At 58.9% G+C, this 24659-nt stretch carries 24 protein-coding genes and 2 pseudogenes; 22 read left to right on the top strand and 4 right to left on the bottom strand.

The window, feature by feature from the left end:
- Positions 1-312: 312 nt before the first annotated feature.
- From J2744_RS14345 to J2744_RS14335, 3 genes are all read left to right on the top strand, one after another.
- Positions 313-1035 carry a DUF429 domain-containing protein gene (locus tag J2744_RS14345; protein WP_210113924.1) on the top strand — a complete coding sequence of 241 codons (723 nt, stop codon included), beginning with the start codon at positions 313-315 and terminating at the stop codon, positions 1033-1035.
- Entirely contained in the window at positions 1032-1718 is a 687-nt protein-coding gene (locus tag J2744_RS14340; protein ID WP_210113923.1) for a hypothetical protein, read from the top strand. Before J2744_RS14345 ends, J2744_RS14340 begins: the two co-directional genes overlap by 4 nt.
- 141 nt (positions 1719-1859) lie before the next feature.
- On the top strand, positions 1860-2786 hold the full coding sequence (locus J2744_RS14335) for a transcription initiation factor IIB (protein ID WP_210113936.1): 927 nt from the start codon (positions 1860-1862) through the stop codon (positions 2784-2786).
- Here the strand turns inward: J2744_RS14335 and J2744_RS15575 are convergent.
- Positions 2783-3271, bottom strand: coding sequence for a hypothetical protein (locus tag J2744_RS15575; protein WP_343771692.1), 489 nt, complete (start codon positions 3269-3271; stop codon positions 2783-2785). The genes J2744_RS14335 and J2744_RS15575 overlap by 4 nt on opposite strands.
- A gap of 17 nt (positions 3272-3288) precedes the next feature.
- Positions 3289-3840 carry a DUF7342 family protein gene (locus tag J2744_RS14325; protein ID WP_210113935.1) on the bottom strand — a complete coding sequence of 184 codons (552 nt, stop codon included), beginning with the start codon at positions 3838-3840 and terminating at the stop codon, positions 3289-3291.
- A gap of 137 nt (positions 3841-3977) precedes the next feature.
- Between J2744_RS14325 and J2744_RS14320 the strand changes: the two genes are divergently transcribed.
- The 12 genes and pseudogenes from J2744_RS14320 (at position 3978) to J2744_RS14265 (ending at position 16158) form a co-directional block, all read left to right on the top strand.
- Positions 3978-4874 (top strand): biosurfactant protein 1, encoded by an 897-nt coding sequence (locus J2744_RS14320; protein ID WP_210113934.1) that lies wholly within the window; start codon positions 3978-3980, stop codon positions 4872-4874.
- 112 nt (positions 4875-4986) lie between these two features.
- Positions 4987-5175, top strand: coding sequence for a hypothetical protein (locus J2744_RS14315; RefSeq protein ID WP_210113921.1), 189 nt, complete (start codon positions 4987-4989; stop codon positions 5173-5175).
- 202 nt (positions 5176-5377) lie between these two features.
- Positions 5378-6643 carry an RNA-guided endonuclease TnpB family protein gene (locus J2744_RS14310; protein ID WP_210113920.1) on the top strand — a complete coding sequence of 422 codons (1266 nt, stop codon included), beginning with the start codon at positions 5378-5380 and terminating at the stop codon, positions 6641-6643.
- A gap of 50 nt (positions 6644-6693) precedes the next feature.
- Positions 6694-7002, top strand: a pseudogene (locus J2744_RS14305) (DUF6735 family protein); the annotation flags it as partial.
- Between the two features lie 37 nt (positions 7003-7039).
- Positions 7040-7324 (top strand): hypothetical protein, encoded by a 285-nt coding sequence (locus J2744_RS14300; protein WP_006183450.1) that lies wholly within the window; start codon positions 7040-7042, stop codon positions 7322-7324.
- Positions 7325-7385: 61 nt separating this feature from the next.
- Positions 7386-8135, top strand: a complete 750-nt coding sequence (locus tag J2744_RS14295) for a helix-turn-helix domain-containing protein (RefSeq protein WP_210113919.1) — start codon at positions 7386-7388, stop codon at positions 8133-8135.
- A 59-nt stretch (positions 8136-8194) separates the two neighbouring features.
- Positions 8195-10588, top strand: coding sequence for a heavy metal translocating P-type ATPase (locus tag J2744_RS14290; RefSeq protein WP_210113918.1), 2394 nt, complete (start codon positions 8195-8197; stop codon positions 10586-10588).
- A 175-nt stretch (positions 10589-10763) separates the two neighbouring features.
- Entirely contained in the window at positions 10764-13580 is a 2817-nt protein-coding gene (locus J2744_RS14285) for an aconitate hydratase (protein WP_008364317.1), read from the top strand.
- Between the two features lie 359 nt (positions 13581-13939).
- Positions 13940-14431, top strand: coding sequence for a hypothetical protein (locus tag J2744_RS14280; RefSeq protein WP_210113933.1), 492 nt, complete (start codon positions 13940-13942; stop codon positions 14429-14431).
- 5 nt (positions 14432-14436) lie between these two features.
- On the top strand, positions 14437-14802 hold the full coding sequence (locus J2744_RS14275; RefSeq protein ID WP_210113917.1) for a DUF7568 family protein: 366 nt from the start codon (positions 14437-14439) through the stop codon (positions 14800-14802).
- 74 nt (positions 14803-14876) lie between these two features.
- Positions 14877-15272, top strand: coding sequence for a DUF7567 family protein (locus tag J2744_RS14270; RefSeq protein WP_210113916.1), 396 nt, complete (start codon positions 14877-14879; stop codon positions 15270-15272).
- 106 nt (positions 15273-15378) lie between these two features.
- The gene (locus J2744_RS14265; protein ID WP_210113915.1) at positions 15379-16158 is read left to right on the top strand and encodes a hypothetical protein; all 780 of its coding nucleotides are present in this window, start codon (positions 15379-15381) and stop codon (positions 16156-16158) included.
- Positions 16159-16178: 20 nt separating this feature from the next.
- Here J2744_RS14265 and J2744_RS14260 read toward each other — a convergent pair whose 3' ends face one another.
- A complete protein-coding gene (locus tag J2744_RS14260) occupies positions 16179-17642 on the bottom strand; it encodes a hypothetical protein (RefSeq protein ID WP_245203395.1) in 1464 nt (487 codons plus the stop codon).
- A 158-nt stretch (positions 17643-17800) separates the two neighbouring features.
- Between J2744_RS14260 and J2744_RS15515 the strand changes: the two are divergent.
- Positions 17801-18238, top strand: a pseudogene (locus J2744_RS15515) (hypothetical protein).
- Between the two features lie 13 nt (positions 18239-18251).
- Here the strand turns inward: J2744_RS15515 and J2744_RS14250 are convergent.
- Positions 18252-19616, bottom strand: a complete 1365-nt coding sequence (locus J2744_RS14250; protein ID WP_210113914.1) for a restriction endonuclease — start codon at positions 19614-19616, stop codon at positions 18252-18254.
- A gap of 123 nt (positions 19617-19739) precedes the next feature.
- On the opposite strand from J2744_RS14250, the gene J2744_RS14245 reads away from it, so the two are divergent.
- The 6 genes from J2744_RS14245 (at position 19740) to J2744_RS14220 (ending at position 24599) form a co-directional block, all read left to right on the top strand.
- Positions 19740-20144, top strand: a complete 405-nt coding sequence (locus tag J2744_RS14245; RefSeq protein WP_210113913.1) for a DUF6166 domain-containing protein — start codon at positions 19740-19742, stop codon at positions 20142-20144.
- Between the two features lie 19 nt (positions 20145-20163).
- Positions 20164-20442 (top strand): DUF7389 domain-containing protein, encoded by a 279-nt coding sequence (locus J2744_RS14240; protein ID WP_210113912.1) that lies wholly within the window; start codon positions 20164-20166, stop codon positions 20440-20442.
- A 40-nt stretch (positions 20443-20482) separates the two neighbouring features.
- Positions 20483-21142: a helix-turn-helix domain-containing protein gene (locus J2744_RS14235; RefSeq protein WP_210113911.1), complete on the top strand. Its 660-nt coding sequence runs from the start codon at positions 20483-20485 to the stop codon at positions 21140-21142.
- 86 nt (positions 21143-21228) lie between these two features.
- Positions 21229-21450, top strand: a complete 222-nt coding sequence (locus J2744_RS14230; RefSeq protein ID WP_210113910.1) for a hypothetical protein — start codon at positions 21229-21231, stop codon at positions 21448-21450.
- 315 nt (positions 21451-21765) lie between these two features.
- On the top strand, positions 21766-23223 hold the full coding sequence (locus J2744_RS14225) for a hypothetical protein (protein WP_210113909.1): 1458 nt from the start codon (positions 21766-21768) through the stop codon (positions 23221-23223).
- 374 nt (positions 23224-23597) lie between these two features.
- On the top strand, positions 23598-24599 hold the full coding sequence (locus J2744_RS14220; RefSeq protein ID WP_210113908.1) for a DUF6610 family protein: 1002 nt from the start codon (positions 23598-23600) through the stop codon (positions 24597-24599).
- Positions 24600-24659: the final 60 nt, after the last annotated feature.

Genomic DNA, 24659 nt, shown 5'->3' with positions numbered 1-24659 from the left:
CTTTGAGGGAAGGCGGCCCCAGAAACGAAAACGCATCTCAAGCGGTTCAACCGCCATTCAGGCCGGTGAATTGACGGGATAGTCCTGATCACGCCGGGTGAGAAAATAGTGAGCCAAGACTAGCGGATAGTGCCCGATAAGTGGGACTTCCGTATCTTCGCCGAAACGCTCATTCCGTGTCTATCCGTTTGTGAGAATGAATGTCAAGGACTGAAGGCCTTACTGATACTGCGAAGCTGAGGGCGACGCTACAGGAGCTCCACGCCCTCCGTGGCATCATCGGGCCGCACATCCGCGCACCCAGCGAAAAACATGCCAAGAGCTGAGAGCGCGGTCGGTGTCGATGCCTGCCCATACGGATGGTTCGCGACTGCCCTTTCCGAAGGCAGCATCGAAACGGAGCTATACGAGGACTTTTCCGAAGTTCAATCAGACTTCCAGGAGGCTCGAGTGTTCGTGGATATTCCAGTCGGGCTCCCGACGGGGGGTAGGCGCCGATGCGACATCAAAGCGCGTGACCTACTCGGCTGCCGTGGTAACTCCGTGTTCTTTCCGCCGTGTGAGTCTGCAGCCGCCATTGAGGATTACGACGAGGCGAACGCGATGCATCGAGAGAAGATGATGCACGGTCTCTCCCAGCAAGCCCACGCGATCAGCGACAAAATCAACGAGGTACAAGCGGTCGTGAGCGAGGCCTATGACGGGCCGATCTACGAAAGTCATCCAGAACTCTGTTTCTACGCGCTCAACGGGCAGCCGATTGCTTACTCGAAGTCTTCGAAGCGAGGCCTCACGTTCCGTCGGCAGCTTCTCGAGCAGAAGCGCTCTGGCATAGACGACGAGTACGAGCAGGTACTTGACGACACTCTCCGGAAGGAAGTCCGGCGAGACGACATTCTCGATTCAATGGTCCTCGCACTCGCCGCGCAGAGTGAGGAGTTACAGAGCGTCCCAGAAGACCCAGGCCCGGAGGTCCCACGTATCTACTACCCGACCACACCCGCGCTTGCAGATAGATCGTGGAGTAAACCATGACGGTTCAAGAGGCAATTAATCGACTGGACGCTGAATTTCAAGAGACACCTCTGGGGTTCACAGTCGAGACCGCGCTTCAAGCCCGGCTCCTTGAACTCCTACGGGCAGAGGTGGGAACGACGATTCAGGTACGCGGTGGCTACAATACGGCCGATGCGACCGGGTATAAGCGAAAATATCTCGATCGAATCGCGAAGCCACAGTCCATCAGTAGTGTCCAGCCGGAGGTGAACTTCGGAATGTCCGGCGACGGGAATCGGAGCCTCGATATCGCAATTCTAGAGCCGCGTCACGAGACGGAGTATGACGACCTCGAATACCTGCCGGAGGTAGATAGCCCGAGGGTCACAGTCCGCCTCATCGACGGAAGCAAATACTTCTCGGCTGCATCGGTCAAGCACGCAATCGAGCTCAAGTACATCAAGAACGTGGACGTCGCCGGCGCGAAGTTCGAGCGCAACAACATCGACGAGTGGCCGCATTTCTCCGCGGATTTAGTCAAGCTAGGCGATCTCTCGAATGCCGAATCACGGCACCTCATTGTCGTCTCGAACAAGAACCCATTCCAGCAAGGAGAGGTCGATAGTCGGAGTACGGCGAAGGCTCAGCGGCGCTACGAGCGAGTAGAGGAGGAATGTGAAAAGCGGGCCGTCGAACTCACCGAGATACATCCACGGGAGTAGGGTAGGCAAAGCAGCTGTCTGAGGGGTACATTACTGAGCCACAAGTCAACTGACCGAGGTTCGTAGTCGATAGCGTTTATTTTCCCCTCAATGGGTGAGGGGCTCGCTGTACTGGCGGGTTTCCGAAACACGGTGAGAACGATGGCAACCAGAGACATCTACGAAACCAGCTTCGACGAAGACGTCCGAACGGAATCGAGTGCGAACCAGTGTCCCGAGTGCGACGGTCGAGTCACCACGAACGCGGTCGAAACGGTCTGCGAGGACTGTGGGCTGGTCATCGACGAACAGCGTATCGATCACGGGCCGGAGTGGCGGCCGTACGACGACGAGGGGTGCGAACGAACGGGTGCCCCACTCACTGCGGCCCGCCACGATCGCGGCCTGTCGACGGAGATCGGTCGCGGCACCGACGCGAAGGGGAACGAACTCTCGGGGCAGAAGCGACGGCGACTGGCACGGATGCGCCGTGAGCAGACCCGTGGCCGCTGGCGGTCGAAAGCAGAACGGAATCTCGCCCACGGCCTGGGCGAAGTGCGTCGGTTGGCGAGTGCGCTCGAACTCTCCGATTCGGTTCGCGACCAGGCGTGTCAGCTCTTCCGGAGCGCCCAGAACGAGGATCTGCTTCGTGGCAGATCCATCGAGGCCATCGCCGCGGCCAGCATCTACGGGGCATGTCGGTGCAACGGCCGCTCGCGGTTAGTGGACGACGTCAGCGAGATGGCCCGCGTCGCGGAGTCACGAGTCACGAACGCGTACAAAACGCTGAACGAAGAGCTGGGCCTCCCCGCTGAGCCCGTCTCCCCCAGTATGTTCGTGCCGCGCCTCGCGTCGGACCTCGAGTGTCCGGACGAAATCCGACAGCGGGCCCGAGCCCTCGCGGAACAGGCCGAGGAGCACGGCCTCACGACGGGCGTCCATCCGGCCGGGTTCGCAGCGGCCTGCCTCTACAAAGCGGGGCAGGAACAGGGGCAGTGGGTAACGCAAAGCGACGTCGCGGAGACAGGGAACGTCACGCCAACGACTGTCCGGACGCATCACGAAACGCTCGATGAACTCGCAGTCTAGACAGGCCAGGTAGGAAGCGAGGGCGTGCCATTCTCCCAGCGAATCGCCTCTACCGCCGCCGGAAGTTGCTGTAGTCGGCCATCGAGGACGGCGAGTGGATGCGCATCGAGAAACGACGCGCTATGCCGGTCGACGGGCGTGTCTTCGTGATTGAGTTGGATGTGACAGGGCCCAAGGTCCGGATGATCGGCGTCCTGGTGGAAGCCCAGCATCAGATTCCGGTCCGGTTCGACCCAGTTGATGCGGTAGTATTCATGGTCGACGCCGGCGGGGTACCAGAAGCGAACCTCCAGTCGTGCGGTCGCGGCATCGTAGGAGTCACTCAGGAACGTCGTCGGATCGACATCGGCGATGACGTACCGGGGTCGGCGTCGAGACGGGCGATAGCGCACGTCCTCACAACCCGCTTGATTCGTCAATCGGTCATGAACGTCGCGCAGGAGGGTCCGCTGTGTATAGCGGTCGCGACCGGCGAGAAAGATCATGCTGTGAGAGAGGAGGATTAGCTCGTGGCGCGGTCGGCCACGTCGGTCATCTGTTCGCGGGCGGCTTCGACGTCAGAGTAGAGTTCCAAGGCGTGTTTGATGAGGCGGCGATCTTCCTCGTTCTCACGCCAGAACGCGATGACGTCGCGGCGCTCGCGGAGCTCGGCACTTGCGAGGTCGCCGTCGGCGAGCGACTGTTCGAGCTCCTCCCACGTCTCGACGTCGTAGGTTGCCTGCCACTCCTCGATCTCCTCGGTGATCGCGGCCAATTCGTTGCGTAGCTCCTCGCGCGTGTTCTCTTCGATGAGCGTGCGGATCTCCTCGAAGAGCAGTCGCGTATAGTCCGGCTGATAGCGCGTGGTCTCGCCGGCCTCGACGCGGCGCAGCTGGCCCTGGTCGACGAGATCCTGGAGTTCCTCGTTGGTCGTACTCCAGGCAGCGTCGGCCTGTTCGCTAATCCAGTTGACCGACCGCGGTTCGCGAAGCGTCTCAGCGACCGCTCGAATACGGTCGCGGGCGCTCATCGATTCAGTCCACGACGGGACGCCATCTCCCGAGGATTCGGACATGCTTGGCACCTCTTGCGACTGTGTTAGCGCTTAACCCACATATATGTTTGTACTGTCTCGCATAATCAAGAGGCCATTACGAACGGGGGGGATCCTGACGTTGAAATACGAAACCGACTGAAACTATGAGCCAACCGATGCACAACCGATATACTGACTTTGAGGAACTGCGGCCGACCGGCGAGGCGTCCCACATTCCGGACACGAAGCTGGACGAGGGGTGTGAGGGTGCCCCCCGGCGGCAACGCGTCGCGACGAGCGCTGGTGGCTACCCCGATGCGCCGGCGGCAGCCGATGGCGAGTGCCGGTCCTGTGGGGCGTCCGTCCCAGACGGCCAGACGAAATGTCGGTTCTGTCTCTCTAACCATCTCGGGAGTGACGCCACCAGCACGAACGAGGCAGCGTCGACGACGTTCCTCAGCATCGGCCACCTGATCGTTGAGTCGACCACGTTCTACGGCGCCATCGCGAAGGGCGGCGCCGCGGCGAACCTCCTCTCTGCCAACGAGGCGGAGCCGGACGTCGACGACTACACGCTCATCTACGATCTCGACGAGGCGCCGGCGCGCCAGCTGGCCGAGCAGTGGCCCTCACTCCCCGACGCGGTACAGGTGGCGTCAGCGGAGGGAGAGCGGCTTCTCAGTGCCGCCCGTGACCGGACTGGGTGGCACGGGCAGGAAGCGTCGGAACGTCCGGAGCAGGCCCCGCCGAGGCTCTACGACCAGCGTGGGGACGGCATCCGCGACGCGTCGCGTCTCGACGCGATCCTCGACGACGCCGACGACGCGGTGTGGCTGGTTCCAGCGATAGCGCTGACCGAATCCACTGGCGAAGCTGGGGCTGATCGGCAGGAGTCGTCGGTACCGACGACGCAGGAACTCGACTGTCAAACCTGTGGACGGGCGACCGACCATCGGTTCAAGACCCACGAGTCGGTCCCGGATGCGGCGTTGACGGGGCAACCGATCTGGGAGTGTCGGGTGTGTGGCTCGGCTCGCTACGGACCCAGCAAAGCGGGTCAGGACTCGTCTTAACCAACATAGCGACGCAGGTACACACTAATGTTGGTTAACGAGCAGGCCCAGTCCGACAGCTACCCGCAGCCGGAGAGGTTTCTCTGCGCCGTGAATCGGCGAGGCGCTTCACATGGACCCACGCAACACACCCGGATATCGACTGCATCGCTCACTCACCAATCTCAAGCGCATCGAGACGGCCGGACTCGACGACGCCGATCAGGAGCGGATCGAGGCAGCGAGATCTCTCCTGCAAGACGTGAGTCTTCTCTCCCAGCCGGAACACAGCGGGGACGCCGATACACAGGTCGAGTTCTGAACGGTGTCGCAACGATGAATTTGGCCGAATCGCTTCCGAGAGTGTTTATCGCCCCCAAGAAGGGTGGGGGCGAACCAGTCGTGGACGGTCTGCGAAGGGAAACAAATGCGGTCAAATACACACAAATGGGAGGCGCTCCGTGAGAATGGTATCTTCCATCCGCGTGCCAACAGCGAGATAATCGAGAAGGGGTTAGTGGCTAATGCCAACTAAGACGCTCGAAGCCACACTCGCGCCGCCAACAGCCCACAAAGAGCACAAACTGTGTGATCTGCTCGACACCTACCGTGAGGGGCTACACGAGGCGTTCGAGGCTGGGTGCGACACGATGAGCGCAACCAGCGACGTTGTGACGCCCTACGACCTACCGTATCAGGCGAAAGCGGCGCTCTGCAACTACGTCCCGCAGCTCCACGACACCTACGACGCAGAGGAGTTGGATGACGACCACCCGGTTCGGCTCACCAACCAAGCCGCCGAATTTGACCACTCCCCAGAACGCGATTACGAGTTTACGTGGTGGGTACCACAGCCCGGTCGCGGGACGAACTTCTGGATACCGCTTCGAATCAATCCCGAGCAAAAGGGGCTGTGGCATGACCTCGTGGACGGGGATGCACCCCCAGGACAACTACGCCTGCAACGGAATCACACCTCGTGGACGCTCCACGTTACTGTCGAGTTCCCGGTCGAAGAACCCGACTACACGACAGATAGTGACGACGTGACACACATCGGTCTGGACATCGGTGAATCGGCCCTGATTACGGGCTGTGCCCTCAAGGACGGTTCACCGACTGGCCCGTTCGTGTGTGACGGTTCGCGTGCGAAGCATCTCCGCAAAGAGATGCACACCACCCTGAAACGACTCCAAGAGCGTGACGCCGCCGAGTGGCGGATTGACGAACGATTTGACTATTTCCAGAACGCGCTGACAGATATTGTCGAGAAGGTGTCTCGGCAGGCTATCGAATACGCCCGTCGCTTCGAGAAGCCGGTAATCGTGATGGAGGACTTGACCTATATCCGCGAAGAATTGGACTACGGCGGGTACATGAACCGCCGGCTCCATGCCTGGGCGTTCGCTCGGCTACAGAAACGCGTTGAGGACAAAGCGCGAGAGGCAGGTATCCCGGTCAAGTACGTCCGGCCAGAGTACACGAGCCAGACGTGTCATGCCTGCGATCACATCGGAAGCAGAGCCGCCCAAGGCACGTTCCGGTGTACGAACGACGAGTGTCACATCACGGTGTTTCAGGGCGATATCAACGGCGCAATCAACGTTGCACAACGGGCTGACCCGTGGGGAGAGAGCGTGCCGCTGAAACCGGCAGGCAATGACTCGCCTCGGGATGGGAGTGCCTGTGACAGCACCACGACCCACCGTGAGAGGAGCGAGCAATACTCGCAGATGACTCTCTCGGCATTTTGCGGGTCGGAACCTTCTGCCAGCAATAGTCGCACTTAGCTGGTATTCCCCATGCGCGGGAAGCCGTGCCAGAACGGCGCGGAGGATGTCACCGGACGCTGTGGTTCAGTCTCCAATACGACTCCGAAACGGTCGAACAGAGAGAGACCGTCGGGAACGGTGCGCTCGCGACAGTGCGTTGGTACGACGGCGAGCCGGTCGGCGACGGCCACCTCCAGGGACAGTTCGCGGCCCTCAAAGACGTCGTCGGCGATATGCTCGACAAGGGCGTCTTCACGCCGTCGACGGCGAGACAGTACCTGAAACGGAAGCTGGCCGAGCGAGTCGGAGACCGACAGGAGCTGCTCATCCCGACCGGAGAATCACCCTTAGAGACAGCGAGTTTCGGCAAGCCGTAACACCAATCCCTTAGTGGGTATCGAGGGACGTCTAAGTATGTCAAATCAGTCTGAAGATGACGTTCGTGTTTGGCTTGTCGAACGGACGTACTCTGATGACGAGCAGAACCTGATCATCCTCACCTACGCAACACCCGATGGAGAACAGTACTATCGGAAGGAACGCGCACTCACATCCTTCACCGACGTCCGAGACACGACAGCAGCAGTCGATGCTGAACCCGGCAATCTTGGCATGGTCGATGACCCCGACCTCCAAGAGCAATACGCGGCCGAAGCACAGCGAATGCAGGAAGTCCACGACCCTGACGACGTAATCTGAGGTCTACTGGTCGACAACGCTACAGGCCATGGGTTATGTCGTAGCAGGCCTTAGACTGGGTATGCGCGAACTCGTCTTCGCTCTCGAATACGAGCCCGGCTGTAACAGGGTGGCGGACGCCCTCGCCGACCACCCCGACGCTCGCGTTCGCTCGCTCTCGCTGCACGCCACTGCCGAGCGTCTCTGGCGGGTCGACCATGCCACCGGTACGCCTGAGGCGCTCAACGCCATCGAGGACGCCTTTCTCAACGGCGACTACTACGCTGACTGTCTCGCCACCGAGGACTGCAACGCCACACAGACCACCCGCATCCTCGACCGCACGGACGACGCGCTCATCCTCTACTCAGATTGGGAGCGCACTCCGACCTGCGCCTCAGTCCCCCACATCGCTCGCGACCACCTCGGCGACGGCGTACTGTTCGAGACTCGTCACGAGGGCCGCCACTACACGTGGCGACTCATCCACTCCGGTGAGGGCGACGTGGCGGCGTTCTTCGACGCTCTCAAAGTCGCCGTCGGGGAGTGCGCCCAGATGGAGATGCTCCGCACAGCGGACACAACGGCGTCGGGGGAAGGAGTCGACGAGACGCAAAGTGACATGTCTCCGAAGCAAGAGGCCGCGCTTCAGGCAGCCGTCGAACACGGATACTACGAGTCCCCACGTGAGGTCGACGTCGGCGAACTGGCCGAGCATCTCAACGTGCCGCGGTCGACGCTCACCTACCGGCTCCGCCGGGCGGAGGAACACTTGGCGAAGCAGCACGTCGCCGGGGAACGATTGCCCGAAGAGCCCCCAGCAACACGCTGACCCTTGATTTGGAATACTCCAACAAAGGCTTATCGATCTGACGCACCTACCGTGAGGTGATGACAGAGAATCCGGACGCAGCAGGAGAAACGAGCGGCGGCGGACAGCGACGTGAGCTGACCGCCCGCCTCGCCGTTCCCGAGATGGACTGTCCCTCTTGCGCCCAAAAGGTGGACAAGAGCCTCCAGCGTGTCGACGGCATTACTGACGCCACGCTCCAGCCGACCACCGGCACGGCCAACGTCACGTACGACCCTGATCGGACTAGCGAAGCCGACGTAATCAAGGCGATTGAAGGCGCCGGCTACGAGGTCGTCGGGGGCTCGGACGCTGAGGGCGATGATGAGGACAACCAGGCGACCGACGGCGTCGACATCGCGCCACCATCGGAGGTCTGGACGAGTCCTCGCGCGAAGAAGACGTGGCTCGGCGCGGCGTTCGTCACGCTCGGCCTCCTCTTCGAATTCCTCCTCACCGGACAGAACGTCACGGTGGCGAGCGTCCTCGAGTACCCGCTCCACATCGCAGATGTCCTGTTCCTCGGCGCCGTCGCCGCCAGCGGCATCCCCGTCGTCCGTAGCGGGTACTACTCCGCGAAGAACCGAAGCCTCGACATCGACCTGCTGATGGGGACGGCGATCATCGCGGCGACCGGTATCGGCTACTTCGTCGAGGCCGCCACGCTGGCCGTCCTATTCAGCATCGCCGAGCTGCTCGAGGACTACGCGATGGACAGGGCACGGGACTCCCTGCGCGAGCTGATGGAACTCTCGCCCGACGAGGCGACCGTCCTTCGCGATGGTGAGGAAGTGACCGTTCCCGCCGAGGAGGTCGACGTTGGCGAGACCGTCGTCGTCCGCCCCGGCGACAAGATTCCGCTCGACGGAACGGTCATCGACGGCGAGAGTGCAGTCGACCAGTCGCCGATCACGGGCGAGAGCGTCCCCGTCGACAAGACTGCCGGCGACGAGGTCTACGCCGGCGCGATCAACGAAGAGGGGTACCTCGAGGTAGAGGTCACCTCGACCGCTGGCGATTCGACGCTCTCGCGCATCATCGAGATGGTACAGGGCGCACAGGCGAAGAAGACCGAGTCTGAGCAGTTCGTCGACCAGTTCGCCGGCTACTACACACCCCTCGTCGTCGTGCTGGCAATCCTGACCGCCGCTATCCCGCCGCTGGTTATCGCCGACCCCATCTCGGTGGACGTGGCCGGGTACGGGTTCACTTTCGCCGGCGACTGGCAGACCTGGTTCATCCGCGGGCTCACCCTGCTGGTAATCGCCTGCCCCTGTGCGTTCGTCATCTCCACACCCGTCTCGGTGGTGTCGGGCATCACCAGCGCCGCGAAGAACGGCGTCCTGATCAAGGGCGGCAACTACCTCGAAGCGATGGGCGAAGTCGATGCCGTCGCGCTCGACAAGACGGGGACGCTCACGAAGGGCGAACTCGCCGTCACCGATGTCGTCCCGGTCGGCGACACCACTGAGGATGATCTGCTCCGTCGCGCCGCCGGGCTGGAGCGGCGCAGTGAGCACCCCATCGCTGCGGCGATTCTCGCCCGTGCTGAGGAGGCGGGCGTGGGCGACCTGCCCGACCCGAGTGGCTTCGAGAGCCTCACGGGGAAGGGCATCCGGGGCGAGATCGACGGCGAGACGTACTATGCGGGCAAGCCCGCGCTCTTCGAGGAGCTGGGCTTCGACCTCGCTCGAGCACGCCGCGAGACAGACGGCGGCGTCGTGGCGGAAGAGGCGACCGAGGCCGACGACGGGGCGTTCGCCGAGGACGCGCTCACCTCACTGGAGCGGGAGGGCAAGACGGTCGTTATCGTCGGGACGGAGTCGGAACTGCTGGGTGCAATCGCCATCGCCGACGAGGTGCGCCCGGCCTCGAAGCGGGCTGTCGAACGCCTGCACGAGCTGGGCGTCGAGCGCGTGGTGATGCTGACCGGGGACAACGAGGGCACCGCCCGCGCCATCGCCGAGCAGGTCGGTGTCGATGAATATCGCGCCGAACTCCTACCCGACGAGAAGGTCGACGCAGTCGAGGAGTTACAGGCGGAGTACGGGGAGGTCGCGATGGTCGGCGACGGCATCAATGACGCCCCCGCGCTGGCCACTGCGGAGGTCGGCATCGCGATGGGCGCGGCGGGCACCGACACCGCCCTCGAAACGGCTGATATTGCGTTGATGGGCGACGACATCGGGAAACTCCCGTACCTGTACGACCTGTCGCATACGGCCAACGGCGTGATCCGGCAGAACATTTGGGCGAGTCTCGGCGTGAAGGCGCTGCTTGCCGTCGGCGTGCCGATTGGGCTCGTCAGTGTCGCCGTCGCTGTCGTCGTCGGAGATATGGGGATGAGCCTCGGCGTCACCGGCAACGCGATGCGGCTGTCGCGAATCGCGCCTGAACGCATGGGCGGTGAGACTGGCCAAGAAACGAGTGCATGAACGTTACCGAAGAAGACAGTGTCACCCCAGAACTGTATCACGCGTCGACCGTGAGAGCAACGAGCTCTTTGAACCCCTTCGGGCGGGTCCAACGTATAAGTCGAACTGCTCGAATCCCGTCTCCCGAGAGCGGGGACAAGAATAACGGTTACTCCGTTTGAAATCTTCCACAATAATGAACCCCTTCAATGCGATCCGCGAGTTCGAAGCCGATGGAACGGCCTACAAGATGGCCGACCTCACCGTCCTCGAAGAGCAAGGCCTCTGTGACCTCGACAACCTACCGGTCAGCATCCGTGTCCTCCTCGAATCCGTGCTCCGAAATGCCGACGGGGAGGACATCACCGAGGAAGACATCCGTGACCTCGCTGGCTGGCAACCGGACGTGCCCGACGCCGACATCCCGTTCCAACCGTCCCGGGTCATCCTGCAAGACCTCACCGGCGTCCCGGCCGTCGTTGACCTGGCCGCTCTACGGTCGGCCGTCGACCGCCAGGATCGAGACCCGAGTCTCGTCGAACCGGAGGTCCCCATCGACCTGGTCATCGACCACAGCGTCCAAGTGGACTATTTCGGCAACGAGGAGGCCTACGAGAAGAACGTCGAACTCGAATACGAACGCAACGGGGAACGGTACCGCGCACTGAAGTGGGCACAAAACGCCTTTGATGACTTCAGTGTCGTGCCACCCGGGACGGGTATCGTTCACCAGGTGAACCTAGAGCACCTCGGACGGGTCGTCCACGAGCGCGAGCATGACGGTGAGAACTGGCTGTTCCCGGACACGCTCGTCGGGACAGACAGCCACACCCCGATGATCGGGGGCATCGGCGTCGTCGGCTGGGGCGTCGGCGGCATCGAAGCCGAGGCCGCGATGCTCGGCCAGCCCATCACGATGAACGTCCCCGAAGTCGTCGGCGTTCGACTCACCGGCGAACTCCCTGAGGGCGCGACAGCGACCGACCTCGTACTGCACGTCACCGAACTGCTCCGTGACGTCGGTGTCGTCGACCGGTTCGTCGAGTTCTACGGGCCAGCCGTGGAGACGCTGACCGTCCCTGACCGGGCAACGATCGCGAATATGGCGCCCGAGCAAGGTTCGACCATCAGCATGTTCCCCGTCGACGAGGCCACCCTCGATTACCTCAAACTGACGGGGCGCGACGAGGACCACATCGAACTCGTGCGAGAGTACCTCGATGCCCAAGGGCTGTTCGGCGAGCAGAATCCCGAATACACCGAGACTGTCGAACTGGATCTCTCGACGGTGACACCGAGTCTTGCCGGGCCGAAGAAGCCGCAGTCACGTGTCGAGATGGGCGACATGCGGAGCCATTTCCGGGAGTTGCTTCACGGCGAGTTCGAGGAGGACCTCGGCGACGTGGACCAGGAGGCCATCGACCGCTGGATCGCAGAGGGCGGCAACACCCAGACCGAGTTGACCGGTGAACCAACCGACGTCGAACGAACAAACGGCGGCGTTCAGCAAGAGGCCCAGACTGAGAAACCGGACCTGGGACCGCTCACGGAGCGTGCGACAGTAACGGTTGATGGGACCGACGTCGAGATCGGGCACGGGAGCGTCGTCGTTAGCGCGATCACCAGCTGTACGAACACATCGAATCCCTCCGTGATGCTGGCAGCCGGGCTCCTGGCGAAAAATGCTGTCGAGCGGGGCCTCGACGTCCCGGACTACGTCAAGACGAGCCTCGCACCTGGCAGCCGCGTCGTAACCCAGTATCTCGAAGCGTCGGGACTGCTTCCGTATCTTGAGAAACTCGGCTACAACGTCGTGGGCTACGGCTGTACGACCTGTATCGGGAACGCAGGGCCGCTCCCAGAACCCATCGAGGCAGCCATCGACGAGCACGACCTCTGGACGACGAGCGTCCTTTCCGGGAACCGGAACTTCGAGGCGCGCATTCATCCGAAGGTGCGTGCGAACTACCTTGCCAGTCCGCCGCTCGTGGTCGCCTACGGGCTCGCCGGGCGGATGGACATCGACATGGAACACGACCCCCTTGGGTACGACGAGAACGGTAACCCGGTCTATCTCGCAGACCTCTGGCCGGGTAGTGACGAGATTCACGAAGCGGTTCACGACTTCGTTGACCCGTCGATGTTTGAGGAGAAGTACGCCGAAGTGTTCGAGGGTGACGAGCGGTGGGACGCACTGGATGCGCCGACGGGCGAGGTCTACGAGTGGGACGAGGACTCCACGTATATTCGGGAACCGCCGTTCTTCAAGGACTTCCCGCTGGAGAAACCTGGTGTCTCCAACGTCGAGGATGCACGGTGTCTGCTAACGCTGGGTGACACGGTTACGACCGACCACATCAGTCCTGCTGGACCGTTTAGTACGAATCAGCCGGCCGGCCAGTGGCTCATGGATCACGGCGTTGAGCCCCACGAGTTCAACACGTACGGTGCTCGTCGAGGGAACCACGAGGTGATGATGCGGGGCACGTTCGCCAACGTCCGCATCGAGAATCAGATGCTCGACGACGTCGAAGGCGGCTACACTATCCATCACCCAACGGATGAGCAGACGACCGTTTTCGAGGCCAGCCAGCGCTACCGCGACGAGGGAACACCCCTCGTCGTGATGGCTGGCGAGGAGTTCGGGACCGGATCGAGTCGTGACTGGGCGGCGAAGGGGACCGACCTCCTCGGTGTGCGTGCGACCATCGCTGAGAGCTACGAGCGAATTTATCGGGACAATCTCGTTGGGATGGGCGTGCTGCCGTTACAGTTCCAGGACGGGGACTCCTGGGAGGCGCTTGGTTTAGACGGCTCGGAGGTCTACACGATCTACGGGTTGGACGACGGGCTGACGCCGATGGCTGAGTTGACCGTGACTGCCGAGCGGCCAGACGGGTCATCGGTTGAATTCCCAGTGACAGCCCAAGTCGGGACGCCCGCCGGAGTGCGATATATTGAGCACGGCGGCATCTTACATTACGTACTTCGACAGCTATTGACGGAATCGTAACTCATTCCGAGTGAAATCACGGAGAGATGGCTGCTTTCGGATACCTGATTCCCTATTCGGAACCATCTGGAATCTGAAACAGCAGTTTCTGTGTTGAAGAGGTGCCAGATTTGGTTGAGGTTCTCGGTTTATTCCAAAGACGATTGGCCGCTATAGTACCATTCTAAACCAACTAATCACGCTACCAATTACACTCAAGCCACCCATACTGCGTTCGGCCATTCACACAGTCCCAGACACCAATCAACAGTTATGGGTTCTCAACAGAGCCATCGTGTTTGTTATTGCGCCGGCGATGGGTGCCGGCGCAGCAGGAGCGAGCAACGACCCCCGGTGCGTCGGCGTTCGAGGTGTTCGAGATGCATATGGTGATATACGCTCTGGTAGAGGCATCGACGCACGACGACGCGCTGGCCACTGGAAAGAGGGTGTTCGACCGCCTGGTCGGCGCCGACCCACACGCCGGCGCAGTCTTCGACTACCACGTGACTTTTGATGAGGAAGACACGTCCGTTGCGGGGAAGGCCCGATGGGGTGATCTCCCGACCGCGGCCCCCGTCGACTCCGACGATGGCCAAGATATGCTTGAGCGTGGCTGGGAGGCGACGAAAGAAGAGTTCGAGCGCAATCTCGACCGGGTGAAGGAAGCACTCGACGAACTCTCCGACGAGGAGATTATGCGCGACGAGGATCTCGCCCGCCACGCGTTCCATCAGGTGGGTGCGTACGACGGTCCGACGATCTTTCTGTACAACGAATACGCGAACGGCATCCGTCACCGTGAACAACTGGATCGAGTCCTCGAAGAGAGCGAGGAGCTCTGGATCGTCCCCGCGGACGTCCACTTCTAACGACGATGCCACGGATCACCAACTGGGCACGAAAAAGTCGCACGCCGACGCTCGCGTATCGAAACACCGAGACCGGTTCCCGAGCCGTCCTGCACCGATCCCCCGACTCCTACCGGTACAAGTGGCGTGGCGCTATCCTCGTCGAGGGGTACCCGGTGTGGTCGCGGGGGTACGAGACGAAGGACGCGAAGTCGTTCCGAGATGAACTCCGGAAGCGGCCTGCGCCCAAGCTGAATTGTCCGGAGTGTCCGAGCAAGGACGTCCTCGTCGGTGAGAAATCAGCAGACGGGGCGAAGGTCCAGCGCTGGTTCGACTGTCCGGACTGTGGGTATGAAGCACCATCACGCATCGTCTACGCTACCGAGCGGTGACTAAGCGGACGTCCGTCGTGTTGTTTTTCGTCCGGGCACGAGGGGTGGCCCGGTTCGACTGGGTCAGTCCAACGATGAGTCTCGAAATACTCAACCGACACAGTGAGGCACTGTTCGAGTTCCTCTGGTGTCCCGTCTGCGGGCACGAGAAATTCAGTCACATTCCCTTCGAGGGGGTGTTCTGCAAGAACTGCAACACACAGGTCGAACTTCAAGAATCCAGAGAAACACGCGGCTACGAGGAGGCCGTCCTCGCCAGTTTCGATACCACGACGACCTGGAACCTCCACGTCGATGAAAAACTGCGTCGCGACCTGCCTGATGGGTCGGCTCGGGTGAAGGTCTTCGGCGCACCGGGCGCCTATGAGGTCGACTGGTGGAGTCCCGAGCCGGGTGAGGACTGGAAACCTGTTGAGCGGGGAGAGTTCGACGACGTCGAGGAACCAGACGAGGTGTCGCACTTAGCGTAATGGTATTCATCACACTCACCTACCAAATGTCCATTAATACCTGATCCAGGCCGGCGGTAGTTACACGTAGCTCACTTCACTACCCCTGTCTATGTCTCAAAATCCTATGGAAACTCTTATCGGCCAATTTTCCCGGTTTACCATCGGCACAGACTTAGACACTAATGACTGGGTGATGGCTGCGACAGAGTTCGGCGTCAATGACACTCTGAAAGATATCGACCGCTTCCACGCCAGCTGGGACCACAGGGACAATGACCAGCAAGCCAACACAACCCAGTTCCTCAGAGAGGTAGCCGAAGAAGACGAAGACAAAGCCCTCGGAGTAATGCACCGAATCTATACCTTGGCCGAAACCGATAGTGACACACTGGAAAAATATCCTGCCCTGGAAATCCTGGAAAACAAAAATCCTGAAACAGGAGTTCTGCACTCAACGTTCCGCTCTGAACAATTCCTCGATCTCGACAACATCCCTGGTACGTTCTACCCCGATCTCGTCGACGACATCAACCAGTGCTACAATATCGGAGTCAACGACGCCACTCTCGTACTGACACGGAAACTGCTGGAAAACCTGCTCATCGACATCCTCCGAAAACAGTACGGGAAACAAAGAATAAACCTGTACTACCTCCCTGAGAACCACCGATTCAAGAACTTCAGCACCCTCCTCAACAGCTTCGAGGAAAACCTCAACGACTTCCGACATCTCTCTGGAGGCCTTGGCAGTGACTTCATAGACGAACTGAACGCCTTCCGGCAAAACGCCAACGCAGAAGCCCACTCCATCGAGACCAATATTAGCGAAGACGAGATGGAAGACTACCGGGAACAAGCCCGACACGCCTCCCAAATTCTGTTCCAGGTCAAAGAGAATCTTTAAAATCCGATTCCAGATCTCGTCTACAGGTGCTGGTCCTTCAGGCTTAATTGCCCTGGCCTACTGAAGATCTCCTGTATCTGATTCTGTCCATCGATTAGATCGATGAATTCAGCCGGGATCTGATCCGCCACATTCTCATTATAGACCGCTTCCACAGCGGACTGCAGCATTACATTTCGCCCCTCCTCCGTCACCTCATCCAGAACCACATCAGTCATCAAGACAACGGCCTTAACCCGGTTCTCGCGGTCAGGGTTAGCGTATATCCCGATGATCTTCTCCTTCAAACGCTCCCACTTACTCACCCTTTCGTCCCTGTGGTTGACTGTTTTCTCCCTCATCATCTGGTAGACAAAACCGGGAGGAATTTTGACGAAGATTATGATATCCGGGTAGTCTGGAAACTGATCTGTAACCCCGTCAATCGTCGAGAAGATCCAGGAGTCGTACGGGTTCTCCCACGGGATATTGAGAAGGAAAGCGTACGTACTGAAGATCTCGATCTCATTATCACCCGCTTTTTCTGCATAGACAGTCCCGTGGCCATCCGTATCCAGGATGTCAGGGTTAATTCCTAGATGTCCATACGGATTAATGACTTTAGCCAGATTAGCCCGCTTCTTCACGGCGTCCATCTGTTCTTCGGAGAGAGTGACTGAATGGCGACCGCGGTAGTACTTAATCAGCTCAACCTCGAAATTCGCGTCTGCAATCTCGACCTCTGCCTTCGAGTTCCTCTGCTTAATCAACTCAGCCAGTTCTCCGGCGACCTCCTGAATCACCCGTTCTCTGAAACTGGAGTTCTCAATTACCTTTTCCGAGATTTCATCGCGGCTGGAAACCCTTACTGCAAAACTGTCCTCTCCAACGTCATCCTCCAGATCGTAGTCCAGCCAGAGACTATCCGCTATCTCACGTCCAAATCTCTCCAATTCCCAGCCGTAGCTCGTAGTCTCCCTCTTGTTCTTGCATTCCACCCAGAAGTCTCGATCTTCAGCCCTGTAGAACACGTCAGAACCAGGACCAGAAACCGCAGATTCATCGATGGGACTAGCATCTAACTCCTCGAGGACAAACTTGTGCGCAACCTCCATCTCAAAATACACGTCCCAGAAAGAGGCGAAGTCGTTCACGATATCCTCGCCGTAAAGATCTACTATATTCTTAGAAAGCGTCTTTCCGGTAGGATCGACGATGTCAACATCTTCTAAGATTTGAAGGAAGAAGCAGAACCCCATCGCATTATACGCTTCAGAAGATATCGCATTTGGCCTTCTATCTGAGGCATGATGTAACGAGATCTCGGCCTTGAGAAGGAGGGGGAACAAGGCGTTGTTCTGTTGTTTGTCCAGCGAAGTTCTGCTGACTTCAGGAAAAGGATCCAGCTGTTCTTTCTTATACTCGTTGTACTTTTTCCGGATCTCTGGATCCTTCTGTTCCAAGAAAGATAGGATCATTTCGTGAGGAGTATCCATCTCAGCCATTAGTTAGAGGTTGACAGTCACCTTTTTGAACTTTTTCTGTAGCCACGACCTTGTTGAACCCCTTTCTCTGACATCCAAGATAGTCTCTCCTCACCAATCAAGGTCAGAACTGTTCTAATTAGTCACTACACGAAACCACTCTTCGCGATTTTGCGCAGCTGAAGGAACTCCTCGATGCGACCCGCGCCGAGCGAGGACCGGGCTACACGGCGGCGACGTTCGTGTTCCTCGACAAGCTCTCGACGATCGACCTATTTCTGGATGGTGGCCCAGACCGAACGATCGACGCAGCACAGCCAGCGGATCTCCTTGACCCGTCCAATATGGAGCATCTGGACCAGCCGCTGTTCCTGCTGGGGCACGGAGTCGAGAATCCGGCCGACGGTATCCACGGTGACGAGGAGTACCTCTACATTGTCCAACTCCCGACGCGGAACCCGTTCGATGAGCCAGCCGAGTGAACCGTCAAGGTGAGCGGTCATTCCGCATTCCCGCGCTGGGATGGCCCGACCGAGGAAGCCTTCGAGCGGGCTAGCTGGCAGTTCCACGGCCCGCTTGAGCACGCGCTCGAAGAGATGGTCGCTGAGCCGGCGTGAACACTTAGCCCGCTCAGATGATGCCGCCGATGACGAGTAGTCCGACGACAACCAGCAGCGTCGCAAGCACGCTCCCCCCGGCCAGCCACTTGTTCTCCATCGCCTTTTCGTGAAGCGGCATTTCGGCGTACTCCTCGCGGAACGCCTCGAGATTCTCCTCGTCGTAGAAGTACTTCGTCTTCAGCGCGAACCGTTCCGTCACCGCACAGCCCGTACAGATCGGCTCACCTTCCAGCCGCTCCGTTTTCGTGTGGCTGGTGCAGGCGATCGCCCCGCAGTTCGGACAGTACGTGTACGTCTCGTCGATGCCGCTCGTGTCACAGTGGACGCACTGATGGATGCCGTCCTCAGCGGTCACTCGTGACGGGCCTGCCGCGTAGTACTCGTAGGGATAGGTATACTCCTGGATGTCGGTGGTGTGCCGAACTTCCGGGAGGTACACTGGTTCGATCGACTGGACGGAGATGTCCGAGCGGTTCGGCTCGCAGGTCTTGTTGTACGTGACGTTGTTGTCGCCGGTGTAGGTGACCGTCGTCGTGTGGTGCTGCTGGAGGCGCTCGACGGCCCACTCCTTGTACTCGGTTTGGGTCTGCCCGAACCTGCGCTCCTCAACGTCGTCGAACACCTCCGCGAACTGCTCGGTGTCGAGGTCGACTGTCGCGTGGAGGTTCTCGGTGACCAGCGTCCCGACGTCCTCATCGACGACCTGCGGCTGCCCGCGTTCGGCGTGGGCGACGAATCGCGTTCGGTCGTTGATGCGGTGGATGACACCCACCGACGTCTCGAAGACGGCGTTCGTGTCGGCGGTGACCGCGACTACCGGGCGGAACGTCACCGCTGAATGTGGTTCTGGGAGGTCGGCGGCCTCGATGTTCTCGATGTCGCGGAACACCTCCTCCACGGGCGCGTCGACGTCGACCGCTGGGTCGTACGGGCGTAGCGTCTCGTCGCAGAGAATCTCGATGCGACCGTTGTAGAGGTCGAGACCGATCTCGTCGGCGATCTCCCGGAGGTCCTCGCCATCAAGCAATTCGATTGGATGGGGATCGTCATTTTGTTGGAGCCGTTGGCCGTACTCTTGAGCAGGGTTCGTGAACCGGCCGGTCGTGACGACCATCCCGCGTTTCGGGCCGTCGAAGTCGAACGTCGCGATCGCCGAGTGGAGCTTCTGGACGACCGGGCGACCGACCGTTCCCGTGTGCTTGCACTCCACGATGATCGCACGGCGGGTACCGTCGACAACCTCCTCCATGATAACGTCGCGACCCTCGTCGGCGGTTCGGTCGGCCTGACGGACGTTCTCGTAGCCGAGATTGCGGAAGACGTCCTCTATCACGTCCTCGAACTCGAACCCTGAAAGATCGTCCAGTACAGCCATCCGGATATACCTGGACAGTACGTTGCAACTGTCAAATACGTTGCCGAACGCAGCTACGTCCTGTTTTTGAACCCCCCAAGAGGGGTGCGGAGGTGATCGAACGAGCCTCCCGCGAACCAACCTATGAGTGGAATCAGCGACCCACGCTCACACGTACAGTCACGGACCTCGGCTGATCCCGACGTCATCTACGTCGGCTACCGTCGTCGAGGCCGCGCCATCGTCGAGAAGCAATCGGACCAACAACAGCTCACGCCAGAGCGGAGTCTCGAGCTGGCGAATCACAGTCCTTCGGGCTTCGAATGGGGATATGGCGGCAGCGGGCCGGCCCAACTCGCACTCGCCCTCCTGCTCGATTACACTGACGATGAGGAGGTAGCGCTTGCGGAGTACAAGGCGTTCAAGACCGAAGTGGTGAGCCAGCTAGAGTGTACAGGACCCGACGGCTGCTGGCGACTCACCGGACGCGAGATAGATGCAGCCCTTCGTGAGATAGTCGACGAGCCAGTCGCACCGTCCGTCAACTAACGATCACAGAGCGCAATCAATGTCAGAACACACCCAGCAGCCTCGTACGGACGCAGAATCGCAACAGAACCGTGAGCGTCAGGCACCAACCGAGTACGTCGAGCGAAGCGATGTCGGCGTCTCACTCACCGTCAAACTCACTCGCGGTACTGGCACTCGCGATCAAGACAAGATCACGGCCAAAGTGAAGGGCAAGACGCTCGAAGACGCCCGCGAGGACATGGAAACCCTCCGCGAGTACATCCACGACCTCGCTGAGGACACTCGCCAGATCCAGCCAGCCGACCCACACGAATAGTATTTCTTTTGAGTATTGCACAGAATTGTGTAACCGCAGGATGTACGAAGTGTGCGGTGAGAAGGAACTCAAGGTCATCCTTGCGCTTGACCCGGGCGATTCCATCTCCGGCGTCGCGCGGAAGATCGACGAGAACCGGGAGACGATTCGGCGCGTCGTGAATCGCCTCGAAGAGGCGGGATACGTCGCGTACGATGATGGCCTCCAGCTTGTCGATCAGACGCTCCGAGACGTCGGTCTCGAATTTCTGACGGTGGTAGCAGACATCTCGCCACCGTCGATCTCAGAGGCGTACGTCCTCCCGCAGTTCGCGGGGATGGAGTACGCATACACGGGCATCGATGCAGTCTACGTCTGGACCCGCGGTGGCTACCAGGTCGCTCGCGACCCAGAGGACTATCCGCTGTTCATCGCCGTCCACGAGTCCGACTTCGACGCCTGGACGGCGTTCTTCGATCGGTTCGAAATCCCGACTGCGGAAGAACGCCTGCCCGCTGCTGACCTCGATGGTGCGATACAGGTGGTCCTCGAGCCGGAGGCACAGATCGAGGCCGAGATGGTCGACGGACGGCCCGTTATTTCCCTCCAAGAAACCATAGCGTTCGCAAACGAGCACTACGCACACTTCCAGTCAGCGCTCGACATGCTCGGCCGCATGTACGACAGCGTCGACACTGACGCGAACTACCGTCCAAACTGACTTGGAGTTCTGACAAGGAATTTCTTCGACTGGGAGTGGCCTGGCCGCTGTTTGTTGTCGCCTTGAGAGAGCGGAGGCGAACAAAAATGAGCGATTCGTTGAATGCATCCGTCGAATCAGACGGTCTCACACCGGAACAGCGTCTTGAACCGCCAAACACCCGACTCATCAATGCTGGTATCGCGACGATTCACGACATGGAGACGCTCCGAGCCTGCGTCGCCTACGAGAACGCGAACCAGCAGCGTGTCCAGATTCTCCGCCGACTTGAACGGAGAGCAGAAAAAATCCGCTCACAAGAGGGGTGAGCTAGCTCGTAATCGTCGTTTTTCAGAGCGTTCAGTAGGTAGAGGCACGATCCAGATAAGCGATCGACAAGATATCAACCTCCGGCATCAGACAGCATTTGGAAATGATGGGCAGCTCGAAGTGACCGAGCAGAGCGTCGAGACATCCTTTGAGGAGTTCGGCGCGGAGGTGGACCATCGTGAACGTGACTTTTGGATCGATCGCCAGTAAGAAAGTGAATTCGGCGTCGATGATCAACCGGAAGTGACGCCTCTTCAATACCAAGAATTGATGGTCGAAAGAACTATTTCAGAATTGTCACCACCAACAAGTGAATGGTAAACTACTCTGAACGCTGGCCTCAAACGGTTCGGACGGGTATATTATTACTCTCCATACCAGTCACCCTAGCGATACTTTATTGGATGATAACCCCCGACATCCGCACAGTGCTCATTTTTGATCACAGCCGATTTAATGTATACACGCTCTGGACCTCTGCCTACGTCCACCGAAATATCGACCACCTGAACGGCAACCTACTCGGATATTCAGTCGCTCTCGCCGCCCTCTGGCCAATCTTCTACCGAAACAACACACAGAAAGAACTCCGGAACATAGTTCTCGCCTTCCTCGTCGTACTTCCCCCACTCATCTCGGTCTCTGATTACCTCGTCTATCGATACCTCCTCAACGTCACTGACCAAGTAGCAACCCGTGGCTTTTCAGGAATCGTTGCCGCATTATTCGGTCTCCTCCTCGTCATCGTCGTCAAAGAAGTCCACACCATCTGCCAGAACTGGCAACGTACTACAAACTACTTTCTCGCACTAATCCTCTCCATCCTCGGCGGGATCGTCCTCTACTCCGGAATAGGTACTCTCGTCATCTACATCTCCATCGTGGTCGGCTTAGTCTTAGTCGTATTTGGCGTCATTCCCCTTGATAAACTACTAAACCCCGGTCAAATGGTACAAGACATCAAAACGCGCCCATTCCAGATCGGACTCATCAGCTATGGCAGCGCGGTTCTAGTTTTCTTGGTCCCCGCCCTATTTCCCGTCAATTGGATACACCAGCAAAGCGTAACGAACATCTTCGGTCATGCAGCGGGACTACTATTTGGAGGCCTCTTCGGTGGAGGCCTCGTCTTACTCACTCTCACCGAGTGGGGCAGAACCGAAGTCCGAAAACGATCATATCTCAAACCCCTTCTCACTACGAAACTCAACATCGCTATTCTGCGAAGAATGGTCGTACTCGCAATCCTATTTCCAATTCTCTTCGCCGCTGTTTCCTACCATCTCACAAGCACCAATGCGATATTAACTGGCGCTACAGTCCTCTACGCCTCGCTCCTTCTCTTTCGAGAAATCCCTACCCAACCTGCACTCGAAATAGAATCAACAGACATCGCGGTACACACAGATGGTTCTTTTATTGTAAGTCTTGAATCTCGAAATATCGGTACGGCAACCGCCGAAGATGTCGTTGCTCATTCAAGGATTTACGATCCAAAATCGGACACATCCAGTTTTTGGGTCGAAGGAGAATCACTTGAAGACGATCCTGATGAACGAGTGGATGTCGAACCTTCACATTATCAACAGTTTGGCGTGAGTATTGACGAAGAACAGATTCCAAATGGAATATTTACCGAAAATGTTAGAATAGAGTCAAAAATCGGAGCAGTAAATCAATCGTATACTACCTATGATGTCCTTGGTCGGGAAGCCCTCGATAAATATAATGAATTCGTCAAGGCCATCAAACAAATCGCAGCAGCCACCTGATCAAACCTGCTGCGAAACTCGGTTCGGAATTGGATACTATTCTACGCTAGGTTACACATAGATATCGTCTACGCCGGTGTGTAGTGACTCAACAATGTGTGTTCATCCACGGCTGGTGCGAAGTTCGCTCTTGTCGACCTGTTCCAAGAAGATTTGGGTTCAAAAAGCGAGCCTTGTCGAAGTAGGAGATATTGAGCCGTTAAAATCGAGATATCAGTACTGAGCCGCAGTCGTAGCAGACACACACAGGAGCCACTCCTCTAATTAACCAACAAAGTCGAACAATCGCCAGCAATGTTGGTTAACGATTAGCCGCCGGTCGCAGTTTTTCTCCCCCAGGAGGGGTGCGGGGCGAGTTCCCGCGTTGATTCATCATGGCAATCACAGCGAGGACGACCAGCAACGCAGCCAGCGAAATTGCAGCTGCTCGGCAGGCCAACCACGTGGCGTTTCTTCATCGAGTTCCGTTCGCATTTGACGCCTTTCGTCTCGGTTTTCTCACCGGGTTTCGGGAAGACTGTACCTACCAACAGCAACAATTCAAAGCGTTAGAGTTGCCAGTCGGGATGCTCGATAACGATTTTCGAAACCCAGACCTTGATCGGTACGTCGAACACTTTTTCGAATATGAGCCTCAGGTCGGAGTGATTGGTGATGCCTACGGAGTCGAAGAAGTAGACCGATACGTCGCTGCTGCTCGCGAGATTCAAAGAAGCTACCCAGAATCGGATCTCGTCATCGTCCCCAAATGCCGTGGCGCGATTCACGCGACCCCTGATGACCTCGTCGTCGGGTACTCCCGTGGATACGCCGACCGGCTCGCTCACGAGTTTTCAGAACCGAGCGATTGGCGTGGTCGTCGCGTCCATATACTCGGAGGGAGTCCGTCGAAACAACTGGACGTGATCAAGCAGCTCACCCGTCCAACGCTGACGGGAGATCCACCCGCAGATATCGTAGGTCTCGACTGGAATGGGCTTCACCGTGGCGCACAGTTTGGCGAGTTCTGGACGGCTAGTGGGTGGGACGACAGCGGTCGCGACGCCGAGCACATGACGATCCGAAAAACCGTCCGGTACAGTCTCGCAAAGGTCCGGGAGTTCTGGCAGGCACGAGGCGTTTGGCCCGAATCGACAACGAAGGAAGATGGTGTCGAGTTCGAGTATCGCGGTCCGTCACCGAGTGATATCGAGAGTGCGGCGTGTACTGAGTGCGATGTGAACGTTTGGACGACTGAACGAGGGCCCTACGTAGCAGAGTACGATACGGGAGATATCTGTGGGTACTGTAGCTACGACTGCTACTTCACGCATCGGCATCGGAATCAGCTCGAAGAGCTAGTCGGCGAACAAAGCGTCTACTTCCCGCCAGCCTGAGCAGCGAGTCGTTTTTTCGCCCCCGGAAGGGGTGAGGGCTCGAAAGAGAGCGTACAAGAG

Source organism: Halorubrum trapanicum (assembly GCF_017873555.1).
Taxonomy (GTDB): Archaea; Halobacteriota; Halobacteria; order Halobacteriales; family Haloferacaceae; genus Halorubrum; species Halorubrum trapanicum.
Note: the sequence above shows the minus strand (reverse complement) of the source record. Positions and strands in the feature narration are given on the sequence as shown.

Coding starts and splice junctions, on each gene's coding strand:
- J2744_RS14340 (WP_210113923.1), top strand. CDS start 1,032: ATGACGGTTCAAGAGGCAATTAATCGACTGGACGCTGAATTTCAAGAG.
- J2744_RS14245 (WP_210113913.1), top strand. CDS start 19,740: ATGAGTGGAATCAGCGACCCACGCTCACACGTACAGTCACGGACCTCG.
- J2744_RS14345 (WP_210113924.1), top strand. CDS start 313: ATGCCAAGAGCTGAGAGCGCGGTCGGTGTCGATGCCTGCCCATACGGA.
- J2744_RS14310 (WP_210113920.1), top strand. CDS start 5,378: ATGCCAACTAAGACGCTCGAAGCCACACTCGCGCCGCCAACAGCCCAC.
- J2744_RS14235 (WP_210113911.1), top strand. CDS start 20,483: ATGTACGAAGTGTGCGGTGAGAAGGAACTCAAGGTCATCCTTGCGCTT.
- J2744_RS14290 (WP_210113918.1), top strand. CDS start 8,195: ATGACAGAGAATCCGGACGCAGCAGGAGAAACGAGCGGCGGCGGACAG.
- J2744_RS15575 (WP_343771692.1), bottom strand. CDS start 3,271: ATGATCTTTCTCGCCGGTCGCGACCGCTATACACAGCGGACCCTCCTG.
- J2744_RS14300 (WP_006183450.1), top strand. CDS start 7,040: ATGTCAAATCAGTCTGAAGATGACGTTCGTGTTTGGCTTGTCGAACGG.
- J2744_RS14230 (WP_210113910.1), top strand. CDS start 21,229: ATGAGCGATTCGTTGAATGCATCCGTCGAATCAGACGGTCTCACACCG.
- J2744_RS14265 (WP_210113915.1), top strand. CDS start 15,379: ATGGAAACTCTTATCGGCCAATTTTCCCGGTTTACCATCGGCACAGAC.
- J2744_RS14260 (WP_245203395.1), bottom strand. CDS start 17,642: ATGGCTGAGATGGATACTCCTCACGAAATGATCCTATCTTTCTTGGAA.
- J2744_RS14275 (WP_210113917.1), top strand. CDS start 14,437: ATGCCACGGATCACCAACTGGGCACGAAAAAGTCGCACGCCGACGCTC.
- J2744_RS14335 (WP_210113936.1), top strand. CDS start 1,860: ATGGCAACCAGAGACATCTACGAAACCAGCTTCGACGAAGACGTCCGA.
- J2744_RS14250 (WP_210113914.1), bottom strand. CDS start 19,616: ATGGCTGTACTGGACGATCTTTCAGGGTTCGAGTTCGAGGACGTGATA.
- J2744_RS14285 (WP_008364317.1), top strand. CDS start 10,764: ATGAACCCCTTCAATGCGATCCGCGAGTTCGAAGCCGATGGAACGGCC.
- J2744_RS14280 (WP_210113933.1), top strand. CDS start 13,940: ATGCATATGGTGATATACGCTCTGGTAGAGGCATCGACGCACGACGAC.
- J2744_RS14315 (WP_210113921.1), top strand. CDS start 4,987: ATGGACCCACGCAACACACCCGGATATCGACTGCATCGCTCACTCACC.
- J2744_RS14240 (WP_210113912.1), top strand. CDS start 20,164: ATGTCAGAACACACCCAGCAGCCTCGTACGGACGCAGAATCGCAACAG.
- J2744_RS14220 (WP_210113908.1), top strand. CDS start 23,598: ATGGCAATCACAGCGAGGACGACCAGCAACGCAGCCAGCGAAATTGCA.
- J2744_RS14295 (WP_210113919.1), top strand. CDS start 7,386: ATGCGCGAACTCGTCTTCGCTCTCGAATACGAGCCCGGCTGTAACAGG.
- J2744_RS14225 (WP_210113909.1), top strand. CDS start 21,766: ATGGTAAACTACTCTGAACGCTGGCCTCAAACGGTTCGGACGGGTATA.
- J2744_RS14325 (WP_210113935.1), bottom strand. CDS start 3,840: ATGTCCGAATCCTCGGGAGATGGCGTCCCGTCGTGGACTGAATCGATG.
- J2744_RS14320 (WP_210113934.1), top strand. CDS start 3,978: ATGCACAACCGATATACTGACTTTGAGGAACTGCGGCCGACCGGCGAG.
- J2744_RS14270 (WP_210113916.1), top strand. CDS start 14,877: ATGAGTCTCGAAATACTCAACCGACACAGTGAGGCACTGTTCGAGTTC.